Genomic DNA, 19,634 nt, shown 5'->3' with positions numbered 1-19,634 from the left:
GCCCATGAACGCATTGAGCCAAGCCACCGCCCATGAAACACCCGCCGATGAACAGCCCGAGCACAGCCAGGACGACCTGCGCCGCGCCCGCGAACTGCTGCAATCGACCCTCAAGTTTGTCCGTGAGCAGGCCAAACCCTGGCCCGGCAGCGGCCAGGCCCGGGCCAGCGACGACCCTTATGTGATCAGCCGCTTTGGCGACCTGCTGATCCGCATCGAAGTCGCCGCCGCCTTGCAGGAACGGGCGCAATCCCTGCTCGCCAGGGAGCCCGACGTCGCCGAAATCGGCGTGGCCCAGGCCGAGGCGGCCATCGCCAGCCGCGAGGCCTTGCTCGCGGTGAGCAACGCCGAGTTCGAGCTGACCGGCCAGCGCAGCCCGCTGCCCGCCGCGCAGGGTGAACCCTTGCGCTGGAAATACCCGTTGATCGGCAACTACCGCCTCAATGGCGTGGTGCCGCCCAGTTTCAGGAGTGCGGTTTGATGGCCCGGGAAATCCGTCTCAACGCGTTCGACATGAACTGTGTCGGCCACCAGTCGCCGGGCCTGTGGGCCCACCCCCGGGATCGCTCCTGGCAATACAAGGACCTCGAATACTGGACCGACCTGGCGCGGATCCTCGAACGCGGCAAGTTCGACGGCCTGTTTATCGCCGATGTGCTGGGCATCTACGACGTCTACCAGGGCAACGGCGAGGCGGCGATCCGCCAGGCGGCCCAGGTGCCGGTCAACGACCCGCTGCAACTGATCCCGCCCATGGCCCTGGTCACCGAGCACCTGGGCTTCGGCCTGACTGCGTCGCTGTCGTTCGAGCATCCCTATCCCTTCGCCCGGCGTCTTTCCACACTCGACCACCTGACCCGCGGCCGCGCCGGCTGGAACATCGTCACCTCCTACCTGGAAAGCGGGGCGAAGAACCTCGGGCAGAAAGCCCAGACCGAGCACGACGCCCGCTACGACTACGCCGAGGAATACCTGCAGGTCTGCTACAAGCTCTGGGAAGGCAGCTGGGAAGAGGGCGCGGTGCTGCGCGACCGGGAACGGCGGATCTTCAGCGACCCGAGCAAGATCCATGAGATCCGCCACGTCGGCCCACACTTCCAGGTGCCGGGTATCCACCTCTGCGAGCCTTCGCCGCAACGCACCCCGGTGCTCTACCAGGCCGGGGCGTCGAGCCGTGGCAAGCAGTTCGCCGCCGAGCAGGCCGAGTGCGTGTTTGTCGCCGCGCCGTCCAAGGTGCTGCTGAAGAAGACCGTGGCCGATATCCGCCGCCGCGCCGCCGAGGCCGGGCGCGATCCGGCGCAGATCCTGATCTTCAACCTGCAGACGGTGATCCTCGGCGAGACCGACGCCAAGGCCAGGGCCAAGTTCGAGGAGTACAAGTCCTGGGTCAGCTACGAGGGCGCCATGGCGCTGATTTCCGGCTGGACCGGTATCGACTTCAGCCAGTTCAAGCCCGATGAGCCGCTCAAGCATGTGCACACCAACGCCATCCAGTCGGCGGTGGAGGCCTTCTCCACGGCCGACCCGAACAAGGTCTGGACGCCCCATGAGCTGGCGGACTGGGTCGGTATCGGCGGCTTTGGCCCGCTGTTCGTCGGCAGCCCGGAAACCGTGGCCGATCTGCTCCAGGAGTGGGTCGAGGACACCGATGTGGACGGCTTCAACCTGGCCTATGCGTTGACCCACGAGACCTTTGTCGACGCCGTCGAACTGCTGGTCCCCGAGTTGCAGAAGCGCGGCGTGTACAAGACCGAATACGCCCCCGGCACCTTGCGCGAGAAGCTGTTCGGCGCCGGGCCGCGCTTGCCGCAGAACCATCCGGGCAGCGCCTATCGCGACCTGGCGGCCTTGCATCGCCAGGAGCAGCAGGTGGCCTCCATCCGGATACCGTCCCTGTAGCCGCTGCCGCAGGCTGCGATAGGTCCGAAGGACCTTCAGCGTCAGTGTGATCGTCACGACCTGTCGGTCGATCGCAGCCTGCGGCAGCGGCTACAGGTGCAGTGCAAACCAAAAACAGCCAGCGGACCACCGCACGCTTTTGCCCAAGGAATCGAGGTCAGTCCATGAGCGTGCATGAACTCAAGCGTTCACCCCCGGCGGACGCGCGAACAGCGGAACACACTGTGCTGCTGCCCGCGGCCCTGGAGCTGTTGCAGCACTGGGCGCAGGTCAGCCCGCTGGCCAGCGCGTTGCGTCACAAGCGCCACGGCCATTGGTACAACTGGCGCTGGATCGATGCCGCGCGGGATGTCGAGCGCCTGGCCGACGGCCTGCGCCAACAGGGTTTCGACGAAGGCTCGCGACTGGCGTTGAGCGGCCTGTTCGAGCCCAACCTGCTGCTCCTGGCCCTGGCCGCGCAACGGGTGGGCGGCCAGGTGCTGACCCTGAGCGACGAGCTCGACCCGCAAGCCCTGCGCCAGGCCCTGTGGAACCTGCGCCCCAGCCATGCCTTCGTGCATTCGCGCCAGCAGTTGCTGCGCTGGGTCGCGGCGGGCGAAAGCAGCATGGCCCCGCAATTATTGATTGCCCATCAGGCTGTTCCGCGCCTGCCGCAGGGTTCGCGCCAGCCGGTGCTGGCCTTCAGCGACCTGCTCGGCAGCCGGGAAAAGCCCCAGCGCCAGAACCACTGGCGGCATCCGGCCCATGCCGCGCAGCTGTGGAGCGAGGAGGGCACGCACTGGCCGGAAGGCCTGAGGGTCTTGCTGCACCAGTGGCTGCACAGCGGCCATAGCCTGGCCTTCCCGGAAAGCCGCGGTTCGGCCAGCCGCGACCGCCGCGATGTCGTCCCCAGCGGCCTGCTGCTCTCGGGGCCTTGCCTGCAACGCCTGGCCGACGACATCGAAAGCCGCCTGGCGCCCGTGGGCAGTTGGCGCCGCCGCCTGTGCGACTGGGCCATTGCCCAGCCGCACCGCCCCCTGCAACGGCTGCTGAAGAACCGGGTGCGCCGGCTCCTGGGGTTCCAGCGCCTGGATTACATCTGGCAAGCCCCCGGCAACCCCTCGACACCTTCGGCGCCGGTGTGGCTGGCCGAACTCAAACGGAATATCGCATGAGCGCCGCCGACCCCATCCTGCAAGTCAATGCCATCTCCCTGTCGTTCAAGGGGGTGAAGGCGATCAACCAGCTGTCCTTCGCGGTCGCGCGCGGCGAGATCTGCGCGCTGATCGGGCCCAATGGCGCCGGCAAGAGCTCCTTGCTCAATATCCTCAATGGCGTCTATCGCTTCGACGCCGGTTCGATTGTCTTCGACCGCGAGGCGTTCCAGCGCATCGACCCCTTGCAGGCCGCGCGCCGGGGCATCGGCCGGACCTTCCAGAACAACGCGCTGTTCAAGAAGATGAGCGTGATCGACAACCTGCTCAGCGGCCTGTCGCGGCACACCCGCGCCAGCTTTATCGAACAGGCCCTGGGGCTGCCCCGGGCGCGGCGCGAGGCCGAGGCCCATCGGCAACTGGCCCAGGGCATTCTCGAGTTCCTCGAGTTGCAGGCGCAGCGCGATGTGCCGGTGGGCAACCTGGCCTACGGCCTGCAAAAGCGCGTCGAGCTGGGCCGGGCCCTGATCGCCGGGCCCAGCCTGTTGCTGCTGGACGAGCCCATGGCCGGGATGAACGCCGAGGAAAAACAGGACATGGCGCGTTTCATCGCCGACATCAACCGCGACCTCGGCACCACGGTGGTGCTGATCGAGCACGATATGAATGTGGTCATGGACCTGTCCGACCATGTGGTGGTGCTGGACTACGGGCGCAAGGTCGGCGACGGCACCCCGGCCGAAGTGCAGGCCGACCCCGAGGTGATCGCCGCCTACCTGGGGGCGGTGCACTGATGAGCTTTTTTTTCGAAACCCTGCTGGGCGGCCTGCTGGCCGGCACCCTGTATTCGCTGGTGGCCATCGGCTTCGTGCTGATCTACAAGGCCAGCGGCGTGTTCAATTTCGCCCAGGGCGCGATGTTGCTGTTCGCCGCGCTGACCTTCGTCAGCCTGCACGACCAGGGCGTGCCCTTTGTCCTGGCGCTGCTGGCGACGGTGCTGGTGATGATCGCCGGCGCCTGGCTGATCGAGCGGCTGGTGCTGCGGCCGCTGGTCAATCGTTCGCAGATCACCCTGTTCATGGCCACCCTGGGCCTGTCGTTCATCATCGAAGGCCTGGCCCAGGGGCTGATGGGCTCCCAGGTCAGGGCGCTGGACCTGGGCATCGACGACGTGCCGCTGTTCCTCGGGCCGCTGATGCTCAGCCAGTTCGACCTGATCGCCGCGGCCACGGCCGTGGTGCTGGTGACGGTGCTGGCGCTGCTGTTCAACAAGACCCGGATCGGCGTGTCGCTGCGGGCGGTGGCCGACGACACCACGGCCGCGCTGTCGATCGGCATCAACCTCAACCGCATCTGGCAGATCGTCTGGGCCGTGGCCGGCATCGTCGGGCTGGTGGCCGGGCTGCTCTGGGGCGCGCGCCAGGGCGTGCAGTTCTCGCTGTCGCTGGTGGTGCTCAAGGCTTTGCCGGTGCTGATCATCGGCGGCTTCACCTCGATCGGTGGGGCGATAGTCGGCGGGCTGATCGTCGGCGCCGCGGAGAATCTGGCCGAGGTCTACATCGGCCCGCTGATCGGCGGCGGCATCACCCCCTGGTTCGCCTATGTGCTGGCCCTGGCCTTCCTTTATATCCGTCCCGCCGGCCTGTTCGGCGAGCGCGCCATCGAGCGAGTCTGAACCCATGTCCATTCCCCTGACCCAGGCCACCGCGCCTGTGCTGTTGATCCCGCGCCGCCTGCCCTGGGGCCTGGGCGGCCTGCTGTTGCTGGCCCTGGTCGGCGTACCCCTGGTGGGCAACGACTATTGGCTCAACGCCATTCTGATCCCGTTCCTGGTGCTGTCCCTGGCCGGGCTCGGCCTCAACCTGCTCACCGGCTACACCGGCCAGACCTCGGTCGGCGCCGCCGGCTTCATGGCGGTCGGGGCCTTCGCCACCTATGGCTTGCTGCTGCGCCTGCCGGAGCTGGGCCTGCCCTTGGCGCTGCTTGGCGGCGGCTTGATCAGCGCGGCGGTGGGCTGGCTGTTCGGCCTGCCCAGTTCGCGGATCAAGGGCTTCTACCTGATGGTCACCACCCTGGCGGCGCAATTCTTCCTGGAGTGGCTGTTCGTCAAGTTTCCCTGGTTCTACAACTACGGCTCCTCGGGGACCATTTCGGCGCCCCGGCTGAGCCTGTTCGGCCATGACCTCAATACCCCGGTCGGGCGTTACCTGCTGACCCTGGCCTGCGTGCTGCTGTTGACCTGGGTCGCGCTGAACCTGGTGCGCAGTCAGGTCGGGCGCAACTGGATGGCGATTCGCGACATGGACACCGCGGCGGCGGTGATCGGCATTCCGGTGGCGCGCTACAAGCGCCTGGCGTTCGCCGTCAGTTCCTTCTACCTGGGCATCGCCGGCGCCCTGTGGGCCTTCGCCTACCTGGGCACCGCCAGCGCCAGCAGCTTCGATATCAATCGTTCGTTCCAGATCCTGTTCATCATCATTATCGGCGGCATGGGCAGCGTGGCCGGCAACTTCGTCGGCGCGGCCTTCATCAGCCTGCTGCCGATCCTGTTGAGCCACGCCGGGCAAGCCCTGGCGGGCGGTGCGGTGGATGCCGGGCAGTTGCAGAACCTGCAGAAAATCATCTTCGGCGTGCTGATCATCCTGTTCCTGATCAAGGAGCCGGAGGGCTTGATCCGCTTGTTGGGCAATCTCCGTCAACGGCTGGGGCACTGGCCGCTGCGTTTCTGAATTCCACTCCTGAGTAGAGAGAAGATATGCGTGCATCCTTGAAACGTTCCCTGGCCGGCGTCGCGGTGGCGCTGGCGATCCTCGGCGGCGCGGCGCCCGTGGCGCAGGCCGCGGCGGACCAGCAGTTCTTTCCGCTGGCCACTTACCGGGTCGGCGCCTATGCCTCCAGCGGGGTGCAGGTGTGGGCCGGCATGATCGACTACCTGAACTACATCAATCAGGTGGAAGGCGGGATCAACGGGGTCAAGCTGGTCTGGCAGGAGTGCGAGACCGAGTGGACGGCGGAGAAGGGCATCGAGTGCTACGAGCGCTTCAAGAACGGCCTGGATGGCGCGCCGGTGGCGGTCTACCAGCCCAACGGCGCACCGGCGGCCTATGCCCTGAGCGAGCGCGCCGAGGTCGACAAGATCCCGCTGATCACCCTGGGTTACGGCCGTACGGAAGCCACCGACGGCACGGTGTTTCCCTATAACTTCCCGGTGATGCTGACCTTCTACAGCGAGGCGTCGACCCTGGTGAACTACATCGCCGAGCGCGAGGGCGGCTTCGACAAGCTCAAGGGCAAGAAGATCGCCACGGTCTACCACGATTCGGCCTATGGCCGGGAAACCCTCGGCCCGCTGAAGCTGCTGGCGCAGAAGTACGGCTTCGAGAACATCCAGATTCCGGTGGCCGATCCGGGTAACGAGCAGTCGGCACAATGGCGCCAGGTGCGCCAGCAGAACCCCGACTGGGTATTCCTGCGCACCTGGGGCGTCTCGACCCCGGTGGCGGTGAAGACCGCCGCGCGCTTCGGCTTCCCGGTGGACCACATCATCGGCGACATCTGGGCCAGCTCCAGCGAAGACGTATTGCCGGCCGGCGCGGCGGCCAAAGGCTACCTGGCGCTGACGCCTTATCCGGCGGGAAGCGATTTCGACATCCACCGGCGTCTCAAGCAATACATCCTCGACCAGGGCAAGAGTGACCTCAAGGACCTGAAGAACTTCGGCAGCGTGTACTACAACTCCGGGCTGGTGAACGCCGCGGTGGCGGTCGAAGCGATCCGCACCGCCCAGGGCAAGTTCGGCCAGCGCCCGCTCAATGGCGAAGAAGGCCGCTGGGGCCTGGAGCACCTGAACATCGACGACGCCCGGCTCAAGGACATGGGGTACCTGGGGTTGATGCAGAACCTCAAGCTGTCCTGCCGCGATCACGAGGGCGGCGGTTCGGCGCGGGTGCAGCAGTGGGACGGCGCCCACTGGACCCTGATCAGCGACTGGATCGCCGCCGACCGCGCCTTGCTGCGGCCGCTGATCGACGAGAAGTCGGCGGCCTTCGCCAAGGAAAAGAACCTCACGCCACGCAGCTGCACCGGGGATGAATGAAGCATGAGCCAGACCGCTCCGGCCGCTACGGCCGACGACCTGTTGCAGGTGCGCGATATCGAGGTGATCTACGACGGTGCGATTCTCGCGGTGGCCGGGGTCTCCCTGAGCGTGCCCGAGGGCGGCATAGTCGCCTTGCTGGGGGCCAACGGCGCCGGCAAGAGCACCAGCCTCAAGGCGATCTCCGGGCTGCTGCGCGCCGAGCGGGCCGAGGTCAGCCGTGGCTCGATCGCCTTTCTCGGCCAGGACAGCGCCGGCGTCGACCCGAGCCAGCGGGTGCGCCAGGGCATGGTCCATGTGCTGGAGGGGCGCCATGTGTTCCCGCAGTTGACGGTGGAGGACAACCTGCGCAGCGGCGGTTTTGTCCGTGGCTTGAGCCGCCGGGAACTGGCCGCCGACCTGGAGCGTATCTACGCCTGGTTCCCGCGCCTGAAGACCAGGCGCGGCACCCGCGCCGGCCTGACCTCGGGCGGCGAGCAGCAGATGGTCGCCCTCGGCCGCGCGCTGATGACCCGGCCGCGCCTGGTGCTGCTGGACGAACCGTCCATGGGCCTGGCGCCGATCATTGTCCAGGAGATTTTCGAAATCGTCGCGCAACTCAATCGCGAGGCGCGGGTGAGCTTCCTGATCGCCGAACAAAACATTAATGTGGCGCTCAAGTACGCCTCCAGGGCCTACGTGCTCGACACCGGGCGCGTGGCCTGGTCCGGCACGACCGATGAACTGCTGGCCCGGGGCGATCTGCAGGACTTCTACCTAGGCAGGCACTGACCCGTGAGAACCCCATGAGCCAAACACCCAACGGACAGGCGAGCGGCGCCACCCGTGACGCCGATGTGCTGATTGTCGGCGGCGGCCTGAGTGGCGCCTTGCTCGCCGCCCAACTGCTGCGCCTGCCGGGCCGGCGCCAGGTGCTAGTGATCGAGCCGCGCAGCGAACTGGGGCGCGGCGAGGCCTACAGCGCCGTCGAACTGGGCCACACCCTGAACGGCAACGCCGCGCGCATGAGCGTCGACCCGGACAACGCCGACGACCTGACTCAATGGCTGACCGATTACATCGCCGCCGGTGGCTGGCCGGAATCGAAGCAGCAGCCCGTGCCCATCAGCGAGCTGTTTCCACCGCGCGGAATCTTCGGCCTGTATGTCCAGCAGCGGCTGGCAGAGGCCCAGGCGATTGGCGCCTCGCAGGGCTCGACGGTGGCGCATGTGCGCGCCGAGGTGGTGGACTTGCAGGCCGACGCCGAGGGTGCCTGGCTGACCCTCGACGACGGTCAGCAACTACGCGGTGCCTTTGCCGTGCTGGCCACCGGCATGTTCCCGGCGGCACGCACGCCGCAGACCCAGTCCAGCGGCCTCAATGCCGCCGCGCTGGACCCCTGGGACGTTTCGGCCATGAGCCGGCTCGACCCGCAGGCCACGGTGCTGATCATCGGCTCCGGGCTGACCATGGTCGACGCCGTGGTGTCCCTGGAGCAGGCCGGACATCGCGGGCCGATCGAGGTGTTCTCGCGCCACGGCCTGTTGCCCCATGTGCGGCGCCAGCCACCGGCCTGGGTCGACTTCCTCGCCGAGGATCCCAGCCTGCGCAGCCCGCGCCAGTTGCTGCGCGAGCTGCGTCGGCAATGTCGCCAGGCGTTGGCGGATGGCGTGGACTGGCAGGCGCCGCTGGACACGGTGCGCGCCCATATCGGGCGTTTGTGGAGCCAGGCCACGGACGTGCAGCGCCGGCAGTTCGTGCGCCATGTGCGGCCGTGGTGGGAAAGCCATCACCACCGTTCGCCGCCGCTGAGTGCCGAGCTGGTCGCGCGTTTGCACGGGGAAGGGCGCTTGCGCATCCAGGCGGCCTCGTTCAAGGGCCTGGAGCCTTCGGCGGATGGACGCCTGGCGATTTGCATCCGTCGCCGTGGCGAAGCGCAAACCCGCTGGGTCGCGGGGGATGCGCTGATCAACTCCAGCGGCATCGAATACGACTGGCGCCGGGTCGCCCGGCCGTTGCCGCAGCAATTGCTGGCCCGTGGCCTGATCACGCCGGGGCCGCTGGCCCTGGGGATTTGGGCCGACGCCGCTGGCGCGGTGGTGGATGCCGAAGGGCAGGTGGCCCGCCGGCTGTTCGCCATGGGCCCGCCGTTGCGCGGCATGTGGTGGGAAAGCACCGCGGTGACCGACGTGGCCCTGCAAGCCAAGGCTCTGGCCGCACGCCTGGCGGCATTACCCTTGTAGCCGCTGCCGCAGGCTGCGAACGGCTGCGCAGCAGACGCCGCGATCCTGAGGCCGCCAAGCAAGGTCCTGCGGACCTTTTCGCAGCTTCGCCTTGGCTCAGCAGCGGCTACAGGGTCACCCAGCGCTGTTCGGCGGCGGCAAGGCGGATCGCCGCCGCCAGGCGCTCGACCTGCCAGGCCTCGGCGAAATCCGTCCCGCTTTGTCCCTGGCCGCTAAGCGCCATGATCAGCTCATGGACCTCCAGGGTCTTCAGCTCGTTGTAGCCCAGTTGATGCCCCGGGGCCGGGCTGAAGGCGGCGTAGCCGGGCAGGGCGGGCCCGGCCAGCAGGCGCTGGAAGCCGCTATCGCCGGCCCGGTACAGGCGCAGTTCGTTGAGGCGTTCCTGGTCGAAGGCCAGGGTGCCGCGGGTGCCGCTGATCTCGAAACTCAGGTGGTTCTTGTAGCCATGCTTGAGCCAACTGCTGCTGAAGGTCCCGCGGGCACCGCTGGCGAAACGCAGCAGGGCATGGGCCTGGTCGTCCACGGCGATCGGGCGCTGCTCCTGGCTGCCGGCGCTGGCCGGGCGCTGGTGGTGCACGGTCTGGCTGTCGGCGCAGACTGCCTCGACCTCGCCCAGCAGATAGCGCGCCATGGCCAGCAGATGGCTGCCCAGGTCGGCCAGGGCGCCACCGGCGTGCTGCGGATCGCAGCGCCAGGAGAAGGGCGAGGCCGGGTCGGCCATGAAGTCTTCGCTGAACTCGCCCTGGAAGCTGACGATCTGCCCCAGTTCGCCGCTGTCGATCAGCGCCTTGGCCTGCACGATCATCGGGTTGTGCTGGTAGTTGTAGCCGACCCGGGTGACCACCCCGGCGGCCTGGGCCGCTTGCTGCATCTGCTGCGCCTGTTCGACGCTGACCGCCAGGGGCTTCTCGCAGTACACCGCCTTGCCGGCCTTCAGCGCGGCCATGGCCATGGGGAAGTGCAGGTGATTGGGCGTGGTGATCGCCACCAGGTCGACCCTGGGGTCGTCGATCAGCCGTTGCCAGTCGCCGTGGGCCCGGGCGAACCCCCAGGCCGCCGCGCAATGTTCGGCGCGCTGGCGGTCGGCATCGGCCAGCGCCGCCAGGTGCAGGCGCACCGGTAATTCGAATACCGCACTGACATTACGAAACGCCAGCGCATGGGCCCGCCCCATGAAACCGGTGCCGATCAAGCCTATTCCAAGTTCACCCATAGCCGGACCTTTCAGAATTTTTATTGTAAGGAGGGCTATTTATGGAATAAAAATTCGTTAATTGCAATCCATAGAATAAATTTTCAGTGGCGCGCCGCAGCTGCTCGACAATCCGGCCGGGAAAAGCGAAGGGTGCAAGTAAAAAGGCGATGTCCCAATAGCCTTTTTTATGTCTTGGTCTCGGCTCCGCGTGCCCTGGTCACCTCAAAAGAGCCTGTTCCACAGGCGCTTGAGCGCATTCGGCTGTTCCGTCCGCTCGCCGGTCGATTGAGGTGCCGGGGGCGGCGGGGAAGGCCGCGCAGCGGACGGGCGCGGCGCTTGGCCACTGCGTTTGCGCTGCTCATGCCGGTCCCGGAGTGCGAGTAGCTCGGGGCTGTCCGGACGGGCTTCCAAGCCATGCTTGATATAGGCCCGCGCCAGGTCGTGATCGCCCTTGGCATACGCGCTTTCGCTCATCTCGGCGTAGAGCAGCGCCACCTGGTTCAACCCGGCCAGCGCCTGGGCGTTGCTCGGCTCCAGGCCGAGTATCTGCCGGTAATAGAACACCGCGCTGTCATCCTCGGGCTCCAGCAGGTGTTCTTCGGCGATGCGCTGCTCGGCCAGTTGCCGGTAGCCGGCGATCCGCGCCGCGGCTACCCGTTGCAGTCCTTGCCGGGCCTGCGCGCTGGTTTCGTCGAGCTGCAAGGCCTGGTTGAAGAAATACTCGGCATTGTCCTGCGCCGGCTCGACCAGCTGGCCCGCCGCCAGGCGATGTTCGCCACGCGCCAGCAGCTCGGTGATCTCGATCCGCTGCTGCAGGTACAGGCCGGTGCCGCTGGCAGCGCCGAGCAGCAGCAGGCTGCCGAGTGCCCACAGAGCCAGGCGCCTGTTCGGACTGCGCCGGCGGGCGGGCTCGGGCTCGGCCTGGGCCTGGGCCTGGAGCGGCGCAGGATCGATCAGGGCCGGCGCGAAGCGGGTAGATTCCAGCGCCACCTCGCTGGGCTCGTCCGGTTCGTCCGGTTGCTCTGGCTGGTCCAGCTCATCGAGTGCCTGCAGCAGCGCCCGGCAGTCGGCGAAGCGCTGGTTGGGGTCCTTCGCCAGCATCCGCTCGAGCACCGCCTTGTACGGGCTGATGTGCGCCGGCAAGCTCGGCGCCGGCATCTGCACGTGGTTCATCACGGTCTGGGTATAGCTGGCGCCGCGGAACGGATTGGTGCCGATGAGCATCTCCAGGAAGATCACGCCCAGGCTGTAGATGTCGGTGCGGATATCCAGCGGCTGGCACTGCGTCTGTTCCGGGCTGCTGTAGGCCGGGCTGCCGACCGCGATGCCGAGCCCGGTGAGCTCGCTGTCCATCTCCAGCGCCTTGGCGATGCCGAAATCGGTGATCACCACCGTGCCGTCGCTGCGGAAGAGGATGTTCGCCGGCTTGATATCGCGATGGATCAGGCCCTGCTCATGCACCACGGCGAGGCCGGTGGCGATCTGCCGGACGATATCCAGGGCGCGCGTCGGCTCGAACACCTCGCCCTTGTGCCGGGCCAGGTCGCCGCCGCCGACGAACTCCATGGCCAGGTAGTAGCGGCCATCGGCCAGTCTGTTGATGTCGTGGATGGTGATGATCGTGGGGTGGTGCAACGAGGCGACGATATGCCCCTCGCGGATGAAGCGCTTGCTGAACGCCTCGTCATTGGCGTTGAGCAGTACCTTCACCGCCACCTTGCGGTGCAGCGACTCCTGGGTTGCCAGGTAGACTTCGGCCATCCCGCCTTGGCCAAGCCGGCTATGCACGCTGTAGCCGGGTATCTCGGGTAATCGTTCGTCCATGAAAGAATCCGTGAGCAGCCGCTGATTGGGGGTATCGCCGATACTGTCGGGCCGGATGTCACCCGTCGGATCGGGTCTCTAATTAATATTAATAAGAGCGGGGAACTTTTCCGATAGTTCCCGGCTCGCCGTCTGCCGCCGTCCTGGCGTTTCGCGCTGCGCAATGCCGGCATATGAGCCTATCCTGGGCGCTGCAAGCGACCGCCGGCGGTCGCTTGCAGCGCTTCGTAGCCCAACGGAGGTGAGCCACATGTCACGAATGGTTTCGCTCCTGGCATTGCTCGGCGCCTTGTACCTGGCGCTCTGCGTCGCGGCGTGGGGGTTGCAGCGTTCGCTCATCTACTTCCCCCAGCCCCGCGCCATCGACAGCCCCGCCACGCTGCTCAGGCTGCCGGTCGCCGACGCCGAGGTGCTGGTTTCCGTGAGGCCCCACGACGGCCCGAAGGCGTTGCTCTACTTCGGTGGCAACGCCGAGGACGTGTCCCTCAACCTGCCGGAGTTTGCCCGGGCCTTTCCCGAGCATGCACTCTACCTGCTGCACTACCGAGGCTATGGCGGCAGTTCCGGATCGCCCTCCGAGGCGGCCATCGCGCGCGATGCCATGGCCTTGTTCGACAAGGTGCAAGCCGCCCACCCGCGTATCGTGGTGGTCGGGCGCAGCCTCGGCGCGGCTGTCGCCGTGCGCCTGGCCAGCCAGCGTCCGGCATCGCGCCTGGTGCTGATCACGCCGTTCCATAGCCTGCAGGAGTTCGCCGCCAGCCAGTTTCCCTTTCTTCCGGTGAGGTGGCTGCTGCGGGACAAGTTCGAATCCTGGAAATACGCACCGCGCATCGCCGTGCCGACTTTGCTGATCGCCGCCGAACACGACGAAGTCATCCCGCGTTCGAGCACCGAGACGCTCTATGCGCATTTCGCCCCCGGCGTGGCCAGGCTCGAGGTCGTCCCGGGCGCGGGGCACAATTCGATAGACGCGAGCCCGCGGTTCCTGGAACTGCTCCGCAGCGGGCTGTGAGCGCGCCGGCCTTCCGGCGAGGCGCCGGCTTATGCCGGCTCCTCGCTCCTGTCCTGAGACATAGCCAATAAAAAGGGTGCAATGAACAGTCATTGCACCCATGGGCCGATCACCTGAGCAGGGTCAGAACTGGAAGGTGAACCCCAGGTTGACCGTGCTGCCACCGCCATGGCCGGACACCAGCCCGGTGTAGTTCAGCGACACCAGGGTGTCTTTGCTTATGGCCATTTCCGCAGCGGCCTTGACCACCGCGCCATCGCGAGACACCGGCACGCCGTTCACCGCAAAGGCCGCCGCACTGCCGGCAAATTTCAATGAGGTTTCACGATCCAGGTCGCCGTACTGGTGTTCCCAGCCCAGCTCGCCACGCAAGGTCACCGAGCGGGTGGCGCTCACCGGCAATTGCGTATGACCTCGCAGGCCAAGGGTCGAGAGCGTGGCGTCCTGGCTTTGCTTGCTGGCATGCAAGGCTGCTGCACCGCCGCGTTCCTTGAACGAGTCGTTCTGGAAGTTGATGTAGCTGAGGTTGGCGAAGGGCTCGAAAGCCGCCCACCGGGTGTAGCCGATTTCGCCGAACACCTGATCGGTACGCGCGTTGTAGTTGGCTTTTTCATGGCTCGACTGGTTGCCGTACGTCACGTCACGGGAAGTGTCGAAGCGGTGCCAGGTGCTGGCTCCGCCGAGGCGCAGGGCGATGCTGTCGAAACGTTTGCCGCCATAGATCGACAGGTGATAGTTGTCGCTGTCGGCGGAAGTCCTGGAGGCTCCGTTCAGATCGGTTCTGGTGTAGCCGGTTGCCGCACCGACGCGCCAGCCATCGCCGACCTCGGTGTCCAGGCCGAGCAGGACGCCGGTGGTGGAAGTGCTGTAGCGCGTGGCGTTGTGATCGGCGTCGACTTGCCTGTGGCCACCGAGCAATTGCACCCAACCACCATTGCTGCTGGCCTGGATATCCATATCGGTATCCAGGACCTGAGCCTGTTGCAGGCGGCCGTTGACTGCGTCACGCAGGTAACGGCTGTCAGCGATCTGCGCAGCGGCGATGTCGGAGTGCACTTGGCCATCGAGCTGGTTGAAGGCTTGTCGCGCCAGTTCCGCCGAGTCGGAGGCCAGGATGCTCTCGTACACCGGATTACCTGCGCTCAATGTGTCGATGGCGCTGGCGACGGCACGCTCGTTACGGGTCAAGGCTACGCTGGCGAACGCGGTCTGGTTGCGGTAGATGCCCAGGTTCAGCTGGTTCGGCTGGTAGTTCAGGCGGGTGTCGAGGAACAAGAAGCTGGGGGCGACGGAAGCGAACTGGCCGTTGATCCCCTGGCTGGCGCTGAGGATGTTGAACTGCTGGCCCAGGTAGCTGCTGGCCTGGGCCGCAGACAGCAGGTTGGGGCTGTTTTCCATGGAGAGGGTGACCTGTCCGCCGTTGAGAGTAGCCACGCCCGTGCTCTGGATGGTGTCGGTCTGCCCGTTGGCGGCGACTTCCACCGCGTACACCGAACCCGGGTTGAACGTGACGTCGCCGGTGTGCAGGGTGCCGACCGAATGGCCGGGGGCCACGGTACCGCCGTTGTTCACCAGCAGGGTGCCGATGCTGCCGTTACCCGCCAGGGTGCCGCCGATACGGGTGACCACCTGGTTATTGGCATCGACGGTGCCCACGGCGCTGCCATCGACCGTCACGCTGGAGGTCAAGCTGCCGTCCACCGAGAGCTTGCCGCCACGGACCCAGGTACTGCCCGAATAGCTGCTCTGGCCGTCGAGTAGCAGTTCCCCATCCCCGGACTTTATCAGGCTGCCGACATAGGTCTGGCCGGTCAGCGGGTCCAGGCCGCGGGTCAGCGTCGCCTGCTCGCGGGTCATGCCGATCTCGTACTGGAATTGATCGTCCGCCGAGGCCCCGGCCGGTAGACCGTTGCCCCAACCTTTGTGCTGCTTGATCGCGCTCCAGGTGGCCTGTTCGGCGGCGTCTTCGCTGCGTCGGGCACGGATCGCTTCGTCGGAGATGTCGTTGGCCCAGATATCGCGGGTGCCGGCGGGCAGCGCCACGGCCAGTGCTCCGACGAACTGTCCCGGGCCCTGCATGGCCTTTTTCAGGTTGGGCAGGCCCCAGCCGTTGACCACGCCTGGCACCTGCGGGGTGCCGGGAGCGGCGTCGTGCACCGGTTGCAGGTTGTCGTAGGTGCGTCCGCCCGTCCGGTCGCCGACGGGGGTGTCGGGGCCGTCCGGGGTTTGCAGGGTGGAGGTGGTCAGCAAGACATCGCGGGCCTGGCTCGCGGTCATGTAGGGAAAGCGCTGGATCACCAGGGCCAGGGCGCCGGAAACGCTGGGGGCGGCCGCCGAGGTGCCATTGGCGTTGGGGATGATCTCGCCTTCCGGTCCTGCGGACGGAATGCCGGAAACCCCCATGACGCACCACCACTTGGAGGTGCCGCAGCGGTTGTAGACCTGGGCGCCGCTCTCGTCATAACCGGTGATGGACAGCCACTTGGATTCCAGGTCCGGCTTGAAATAGGGGAGGTTGGCGTTGGTGTCCGGGTTGGCGCCATGGCTGTCGTTGCCGGCGGAGATGATCTGGATGAACGAGTACTGCCGGCCGGCGTCGGCCATGGCATCCATCCAGGTCTTCTGGCCCGCGTGGGCCTTGTCCCAGAATGGCCGGTAGGCGGCGGTCATGTCCCTGAGGATATCCTCCGGGCTGTCGCCGACAGTGCCGAAGTGGTTCTCTATGTCATTACGCGAGTTCTGCCCCCAGCTCTGGTTGACGATCGACACTTTTTTCGCCGCCAGCGCGTCGTAGCTGGCCATGAAGGCGTTGTAGTCGAGGTCGTTGGAGCCTTGATAACGGTCGTTGTCGCTGCCGCCGGTGTTGGCCACGAACAGATTGGCGTCGAAGGCGATGCCGTGCATGCCGGTACCATTGCGACTGGCCGCCAGTACTCCGGACATTTCCGTGCCGTGGCCGTCGTTGAAGCTCGGGTCGTACTCACCCGCAATACTGAAGTGCTCACCTTTGTGGAACTCGCCGGCAGGCACCTCCAGCCGATAGCGCGGATGGGTTGCGTAGTATTCGCCGGTAGAGGTGACCGCCTGCACACGGTTTTCGCCTGCGGCGTTCTTGCCCTGGAATTCCGAATGTTCACTGAGGATGCCCGAGTCCAGCACGCCGACGTTTACCCCTTTCCCGGTGATACCCAGGGCATAGGCGTAATAGGCGTTGGTCCGGTCCAGGCCGGAGTTGACCTGGGCTTCCGGAGTCTTCCAGGTTTGCGCGTTATTGCTCCAGTTGCCGGTCGCGGCGGACCATGACTGTCCGGCATTGAGTTGTTTGTGCAGGTCCGTGGCCACACCCGGCTCTATATAGGTATAAGGTTGGGCCGCCGGCAGGTTGGCAATAATCGCTTTGGCGAAGTCGAATATGTTTTGGGTATAGCGGCCGGAGTTGCTGAACAGGCGGCTTTTATAGCGATCCAGATTGTTGTTGTAATCAAGTGGCTTGCTCGTATCGCCGAGCATTGCACTGATCGACAGGTTTCCCGTCTGCAACTCGTAGTTCTGCTGGAGCAACGAGTCGAACTTTGTCGATTGTGCGGCAAACTCTTTGGCTGCCAGGTCCAGGGTATTGCCTACACCAAAACGCAAGTTGGTATACACGGCGGTACCCGGCGCGAATGACGCAGCGGCTTTCCTGAACGCAGCCTCCAATACCTGGGGTGTATAGGGCGAGCCGGTGGGCGGATTATCTGCCAGAGCCATCTGGCCCTGACCCAGCCACAAGGCGATGGCCATTGCGACAGGGCTCAGGGAAGCTGGTTTTAAACGGTTGCTGCGTTTGCCTGAATCGATACCTGCTACGTCCATGTTCCTTTTCCTTGAGATATGTCCTTGGTCGAAACTGATGTTTCGATCTCTTGTAATAGGCAGGGTGTAAATGATGGGTTGAAACAAAGGTGCTGTTTAGAAGCACGTGGTGTGTTTATTGTTTTTACTGAGCAATAGCGAGTCCAGTCGCGGTTATCGTTACTGTATCGCTTGATACTCACTAGGTGGTACATATTAAGAAGTCGACAAACAACGAATGGTCAGTTGTTGATCCTCAAGTTGTTTTTCTTTAAGGCGCACATCGCCCTCCGCTGTTTTCAAACAATGGTTTTTCGCATGAGTGGTGTTGCAGAAAATTAACTGCGAGAGGGTTATAGCATGACAAATGAGCTTGTAACAAAATATTTATAGAGTGCTACGAACTTGATACCAGAACTGTGACAGGTTTGGTTTTCTGTTTGAGAAAGGTTGGGGCGAGGTGCTGGTGCCGGGCACTAAAAAGGCAGCCCGCAGGCTGCCTTTGTTGTATTGCGAAGGTCGATCAGGACAGGAAACCGCCGTCCACGTTCAGCGACACGCCCGTGGTGTAGCTTGAGGCGTCGCTGGCCAGGTAGAGCACGGCGCCGGCCATTTCGCTCGGGTCGGCCACGCGCTTGAGGGGGATCTGCGCCAGGGCGGTCTTGAGGATGGCGTCGTTCTTCACCAGCGCCGAGGCGAACTTGGTGTCGGTCAGGCCCGGCAGCAGGGCGTTGCAGCGGATGCCGAACTGCGCGCATTCCTTGGCGAAGACCTTGGTCATGTTGATCACCGCGGCCTTGGTCACCGAGTAGATGCCCTGGAAGATGCCGGGGGACACGCCGTTGATCGAGGCCACGTTGATGATGCTGCCGCCGCCGTTGTCGCGCATCAGCTTGCCGGCCTCCACCGACATGAAGAAGTAGCCGCGGATATTCACGTCGACGGTCTTCTGGAAGGCGCCGAGGTCAGTGTCCAGCACGTTGCAGAACTGCGGGTTGGTGGCAGCGTTGTTGACCAGGATGTCCAGGCGCCCGAACTGTTCGCGGATGCCGGCGAACACCTGGCTGATCTGCTCCATCTCGCCGATATGGCAGGCGATGGCGGTGGCCTTGCCGCCAGCGGCGACGATGGCATCGGCCACATGCTGGCAGCCTTCGAGCTTGCGGCTCGAGACGATCACATGGGCGCCTTGCTGGGCCAGCAGCTTGGCGATGGCTTCACCGATGCCGCGGCTGGCGCCGGAGACGAAAGCGATCTTGCCGTCGAGGTCGAACAACTGGGTCTTGGACATGGTTTTTCCTTATTGTGTGCCTGGCGCGTCGGGACGATCAGAGGCTGGATTTCTTGATGACCTGCAGGCTCATCTGCTCCAGCAGCTTGTTCATGTGAATGAACTGCGCGAAGCGTTTGTCCTGGGTCTGGCCATGGAAGAAGCGGTAGTAGATCTGCTGCACGATGCCGGCCAGGCGGAACAGGCCGTAGGTGTAGTAGAAGTCGAAATTGCCGATCTGGATGCCGGCGCGTTCGGCGTAATAGTCGACGAACTGCTGGCGAGTCAGCATGCCCGGGGCGTTGCTCGGCTGGCGGCGCATCAGTTGCACCGGCGCCGGGTCGCCGGCTTCGATCCAGTAGGCCAGGGTGTTGCCCAGGTCCATCAGCGGATCGCCGAGGGTGGTCAGTTCCCAGTCCAGCACGCCGATGATCTGCATCGGGTTGGCCGGGTCGAGGATCACGTTGTCGAAGCGGTAATCGTTGTGCACGATGCTGGAGGTCGGGTGATCGGCCGGCATCTTGTCGTTGAGCCAGGCCTTGACCGCTTCCCACTTGGGCGCATCCGGGGTCAGGGCTTTCTCGTAGCGGTCGCTCCAGCCCTTGATCTGGCGTTGCACGTAACCTTCGGGCTTGCCCAGGTCGCTCAGGCCGCAGGCCTTGTAGTCGACGCGGTGCAGCTCGACGAACTTGTCGATGAAGCTCTTGCACAGGGCTTCGGTCCTGGCCGCGTCGAAACCCAGCTCCGGTGGCAGGTCGGAGCGCAGGATGATGCCCTTGACCCGCTCCATCACATAGAACTCGGCGCCGATCACCGATTCGTCGGTGCAGTGCACATAGGCTTTCGGGCAATACGGAAAGCCGTCCTTGAGCTGGTTGAGGATGCGATATTCGCGGCCCATATCGTGGGCCGACTTGGCCTTGTGGCCAAAGGGCGGGCGGCGCAGGACGAATTCCTGTCCCGGGTATTCCAGCAGGTAGGTCAGGTTCGAAGCGCCGCCCGGAAACTGGCTGATCTGCGGGGTGCCGGTCAGGCCCGGAATATGGGCCTTGAGGTACGGATCGATCAGGTTGGCATCGAGTTCCTCGCCGGAGCGAGTACGGGTGGACTGGTCAGTAAGCGCCATGCTTATCCCTTCTGCTTATTCTG

At 65.2% G+C, this 19,634-nt stretch carries 15 protein-coding genes; 10 read left to right on the top strand and 5 right to left on the bottom strand.

The features are described 5' to 3' along the window. The first annotated feature begins 4 nt into the window (after nucleotides 1–4). From BM019_RS11780 to BM019_RS11740, 9 genes are all read left to right on the top strand, one after another. Nucleotides 5–481, top strand: a complete 477-nt coding sequence (locus BM019_RS11780) for an acyl-CoA dehydrogenase (protein ID WP_092418340.1) — start codon at nucleotides 5–7, stop codon at nucleotides 479–481. Beyond that, entirely contained in the window at nucleotides 481–1,899 is a 1,419-nt protein-coding gene (locus BM019_RS11775; protein ID WP_092418339.1) for an LLM class flavin-dependent oxidoreductase, read from the top strand. The genes BM019_RS11780 and BM019_RS11775 overlap by 1 nt, the downstream gene beginning before the upstream one ends. Nucleotides 1,900–2,063: 164 nt before the next feature. Next, complete coding sequence (locus BM019_RS11770; RefSeq protein ID WP_092418338.1) at nucleotides 2,064–3,053, top strand: AMP-binding protein; 990 nt, start codon at nucleotides 2,064–2,066, stop codon at nucleotides 3,051–3,053. Continuing rightward, nucleotides 3,050–3,826 (top strand): ABC transporter ATP-binding protein, encoded by a 777-nt coding sequence (locus BM019_RS11765; protein WP_085531344.1) that lies wholly within the window; start codon nucleotides 3,050–3,052, stop codon nucleotides 3,824–3,826. Before BM019_RS11770 ends, BM019_RS11765 begins: the two co-directional genes overlap by 4 nt. Then, nucleotides 3,826–4,707 carry a branched-chain amino acid ABC transporter permease gene (locus BM019_RS11760; RefSeq protein ID WP_092418337.1) on the top strand — a complete coding sequence of 294 codons (882 nt, stop codon included), beginning with the start codon at nucleotides 3,826–3,828 and terminating at the stop codon, nucleotides 4,705–4,707. The genes BM019_RS11765 and BM019_RS11760 overlap by 1 nt, the downstream gene beginning before the upstream one ends. A gap of 4 nt (nucleotides 4,708–4,711) precedes the next feature. Beyond that, a complete protein-coding gene (locus BM019_RS11755; RefSeq protein WP_062825517.1) occupies nucleotides 4,712–5,761 on the top strand; it encodes a branched-chain amino acid ABC transporter permease in 1,050 nt (349 codons plus the stop codon). Nucleotides 5,762–5,787: 26 nt separating this feature from the next. After that, nucleotides 5,788–7,128, top strand: a complete 1,341-nt coding sequence (locus BM019_RS11750; protein WP_092418336.1) for an ABC transporter substrate-binding protein — start codon at nucleotides 5,788–5,790, stop codon at nucleotides 7,126–7,128. Nucleotides 7,129–7,131: 3 nt separating this feature from the next. Further along, complete coding sequence (locus BM019_RS11745) at nucleotides 7,132–7,899, top strand: ABC transporter ATP-binding protein (protein WP_007923885.1); 768 nt, start codon at nucleotides 7,132–7,134, stop codon at nucleotides 7,897–7,899. Between the two features lie 14 nt (nucleotides 7,900–7,913). Beyond that, nucleotides 7,914–9,350 (top strand): FAD/NAD(P)-binding protein, encoded by a 1,437-nt coding sequence (locus tag BM019_RS11740; protein ID WP_092418335.1) that lies wholly within the window; start codon nucleotides 7,914–7,916, stop codon nucleotides 9,348–9,350. Between the two features lie 106 nt (nucleotides 9,351–9,456). Here BM019_RS11740 and BM019_RS11735 read toward each other — a convergent pair whose 3' ends face one another. Beyond that, nucleotides 9,457–10,563, bottom strand: a complete 1,107-nt coding sequence (locus tag BM019_RS11735; protein WP_092418334.1) for a Gfo/Idh/MocA family protein — start codon at nucleotides 10,561–10,563, stop codon at nucleotides 9,457–9,459. A 204-nt stretch (nucleotides 10,564–10,767) separates the two neighbouring features. Then, complete coding sequence (locus tag BM019_RS11730; RefSeq protein ID WP_092418333.1) at nucleotides 10,768–12,369, bottom strand: serine/threonine-protein kinase; 1,602 nt, start codon at nucleotides 12,367–12,369, stop codon at nucleotides 10,768–10,770. A 250-nt stretch (nucleotides 12,370–12,619) separates the two neighbouring features. Here BM019_RS11730 and BM019_RS11725 point away from each other — a divergent pair, with 250 nt between their 5' ends. Next, nucleotides 12,620–13,381 carry an alpha/beta hydrolase gene (locus BM019_RS11725; RefSeq protein WP_062825522.1) on the top strand — a complete coding sequence of 254 codons (762 nt, stop codon included), beginning with the start codon at nucleotides 12,620–12,622 and terminating at the stop codon, nucleotides 13,379–13,381. Nucleotides 13,382–13,504: 123 nt separating this feature from the next. Here the strand turns inward: BM019_RS11725 and BM019_RS11720 are convergent, their stop codons facing one another. From BM019_RS11720 to BM019_RS11710, 3 genes are all read right to left on the bottom strand, one after another. Then, nucleotides 13,505–17,236, bottom strand: coding sequence for an autotransporter domain-containing protein (locus tag BM019_RS11720; RefSeq protein ID WP_092418332.1), 3,732 nt, complete (start codon nucleotides 17,234–17,236; stop codon nucleotides 13,505–13,507). Between the two features lie 502 nt (nucleotides 17,237–17,738). Further along, nucleotides 17,739–18,506, bottom strand: coding sequence for an SDR family oxidoreductase (locus BM019_RS11715; protein ID WP_007923881.1), 768 nt, complete (start codon nucleotides 18,504–18,506; stop codon nucleotides 17,739–17,741). Nucleotides 18,507–18,543: 37 nt separating this feature from the next. Then, a complete protein-coding gene (locus tag BM019_RS11710; protein WP_009043417.1) occupies nucleotides 18,544–19,611 on the bottom strand; it encodes a phosphotransferase family protein in 1,068 nt (355 codons plus the stop codon). Nucleotides 19,612–19,634 lie beyond the last annotated feature (23 nt).

Origin of the sequence: Pseudomonas sp. NFPP07 (assembly GCF_900115645.1) — a bacterium.
In the GTDB taxonomy this organism is placed as follows: domain Bacteria; phylum Pseudomonadota; class Gammaproteobacteria; order Pseudomonadales; family Pseudomonadaceae; genus Aquipseudomonas; species Aquipseudomonas chlororaphis.
The sequence above is the reverse complement of the archived record's forward strand: the minus strand, read 5'-3'. Positions and strand labels throughout refer to the sequence as shown.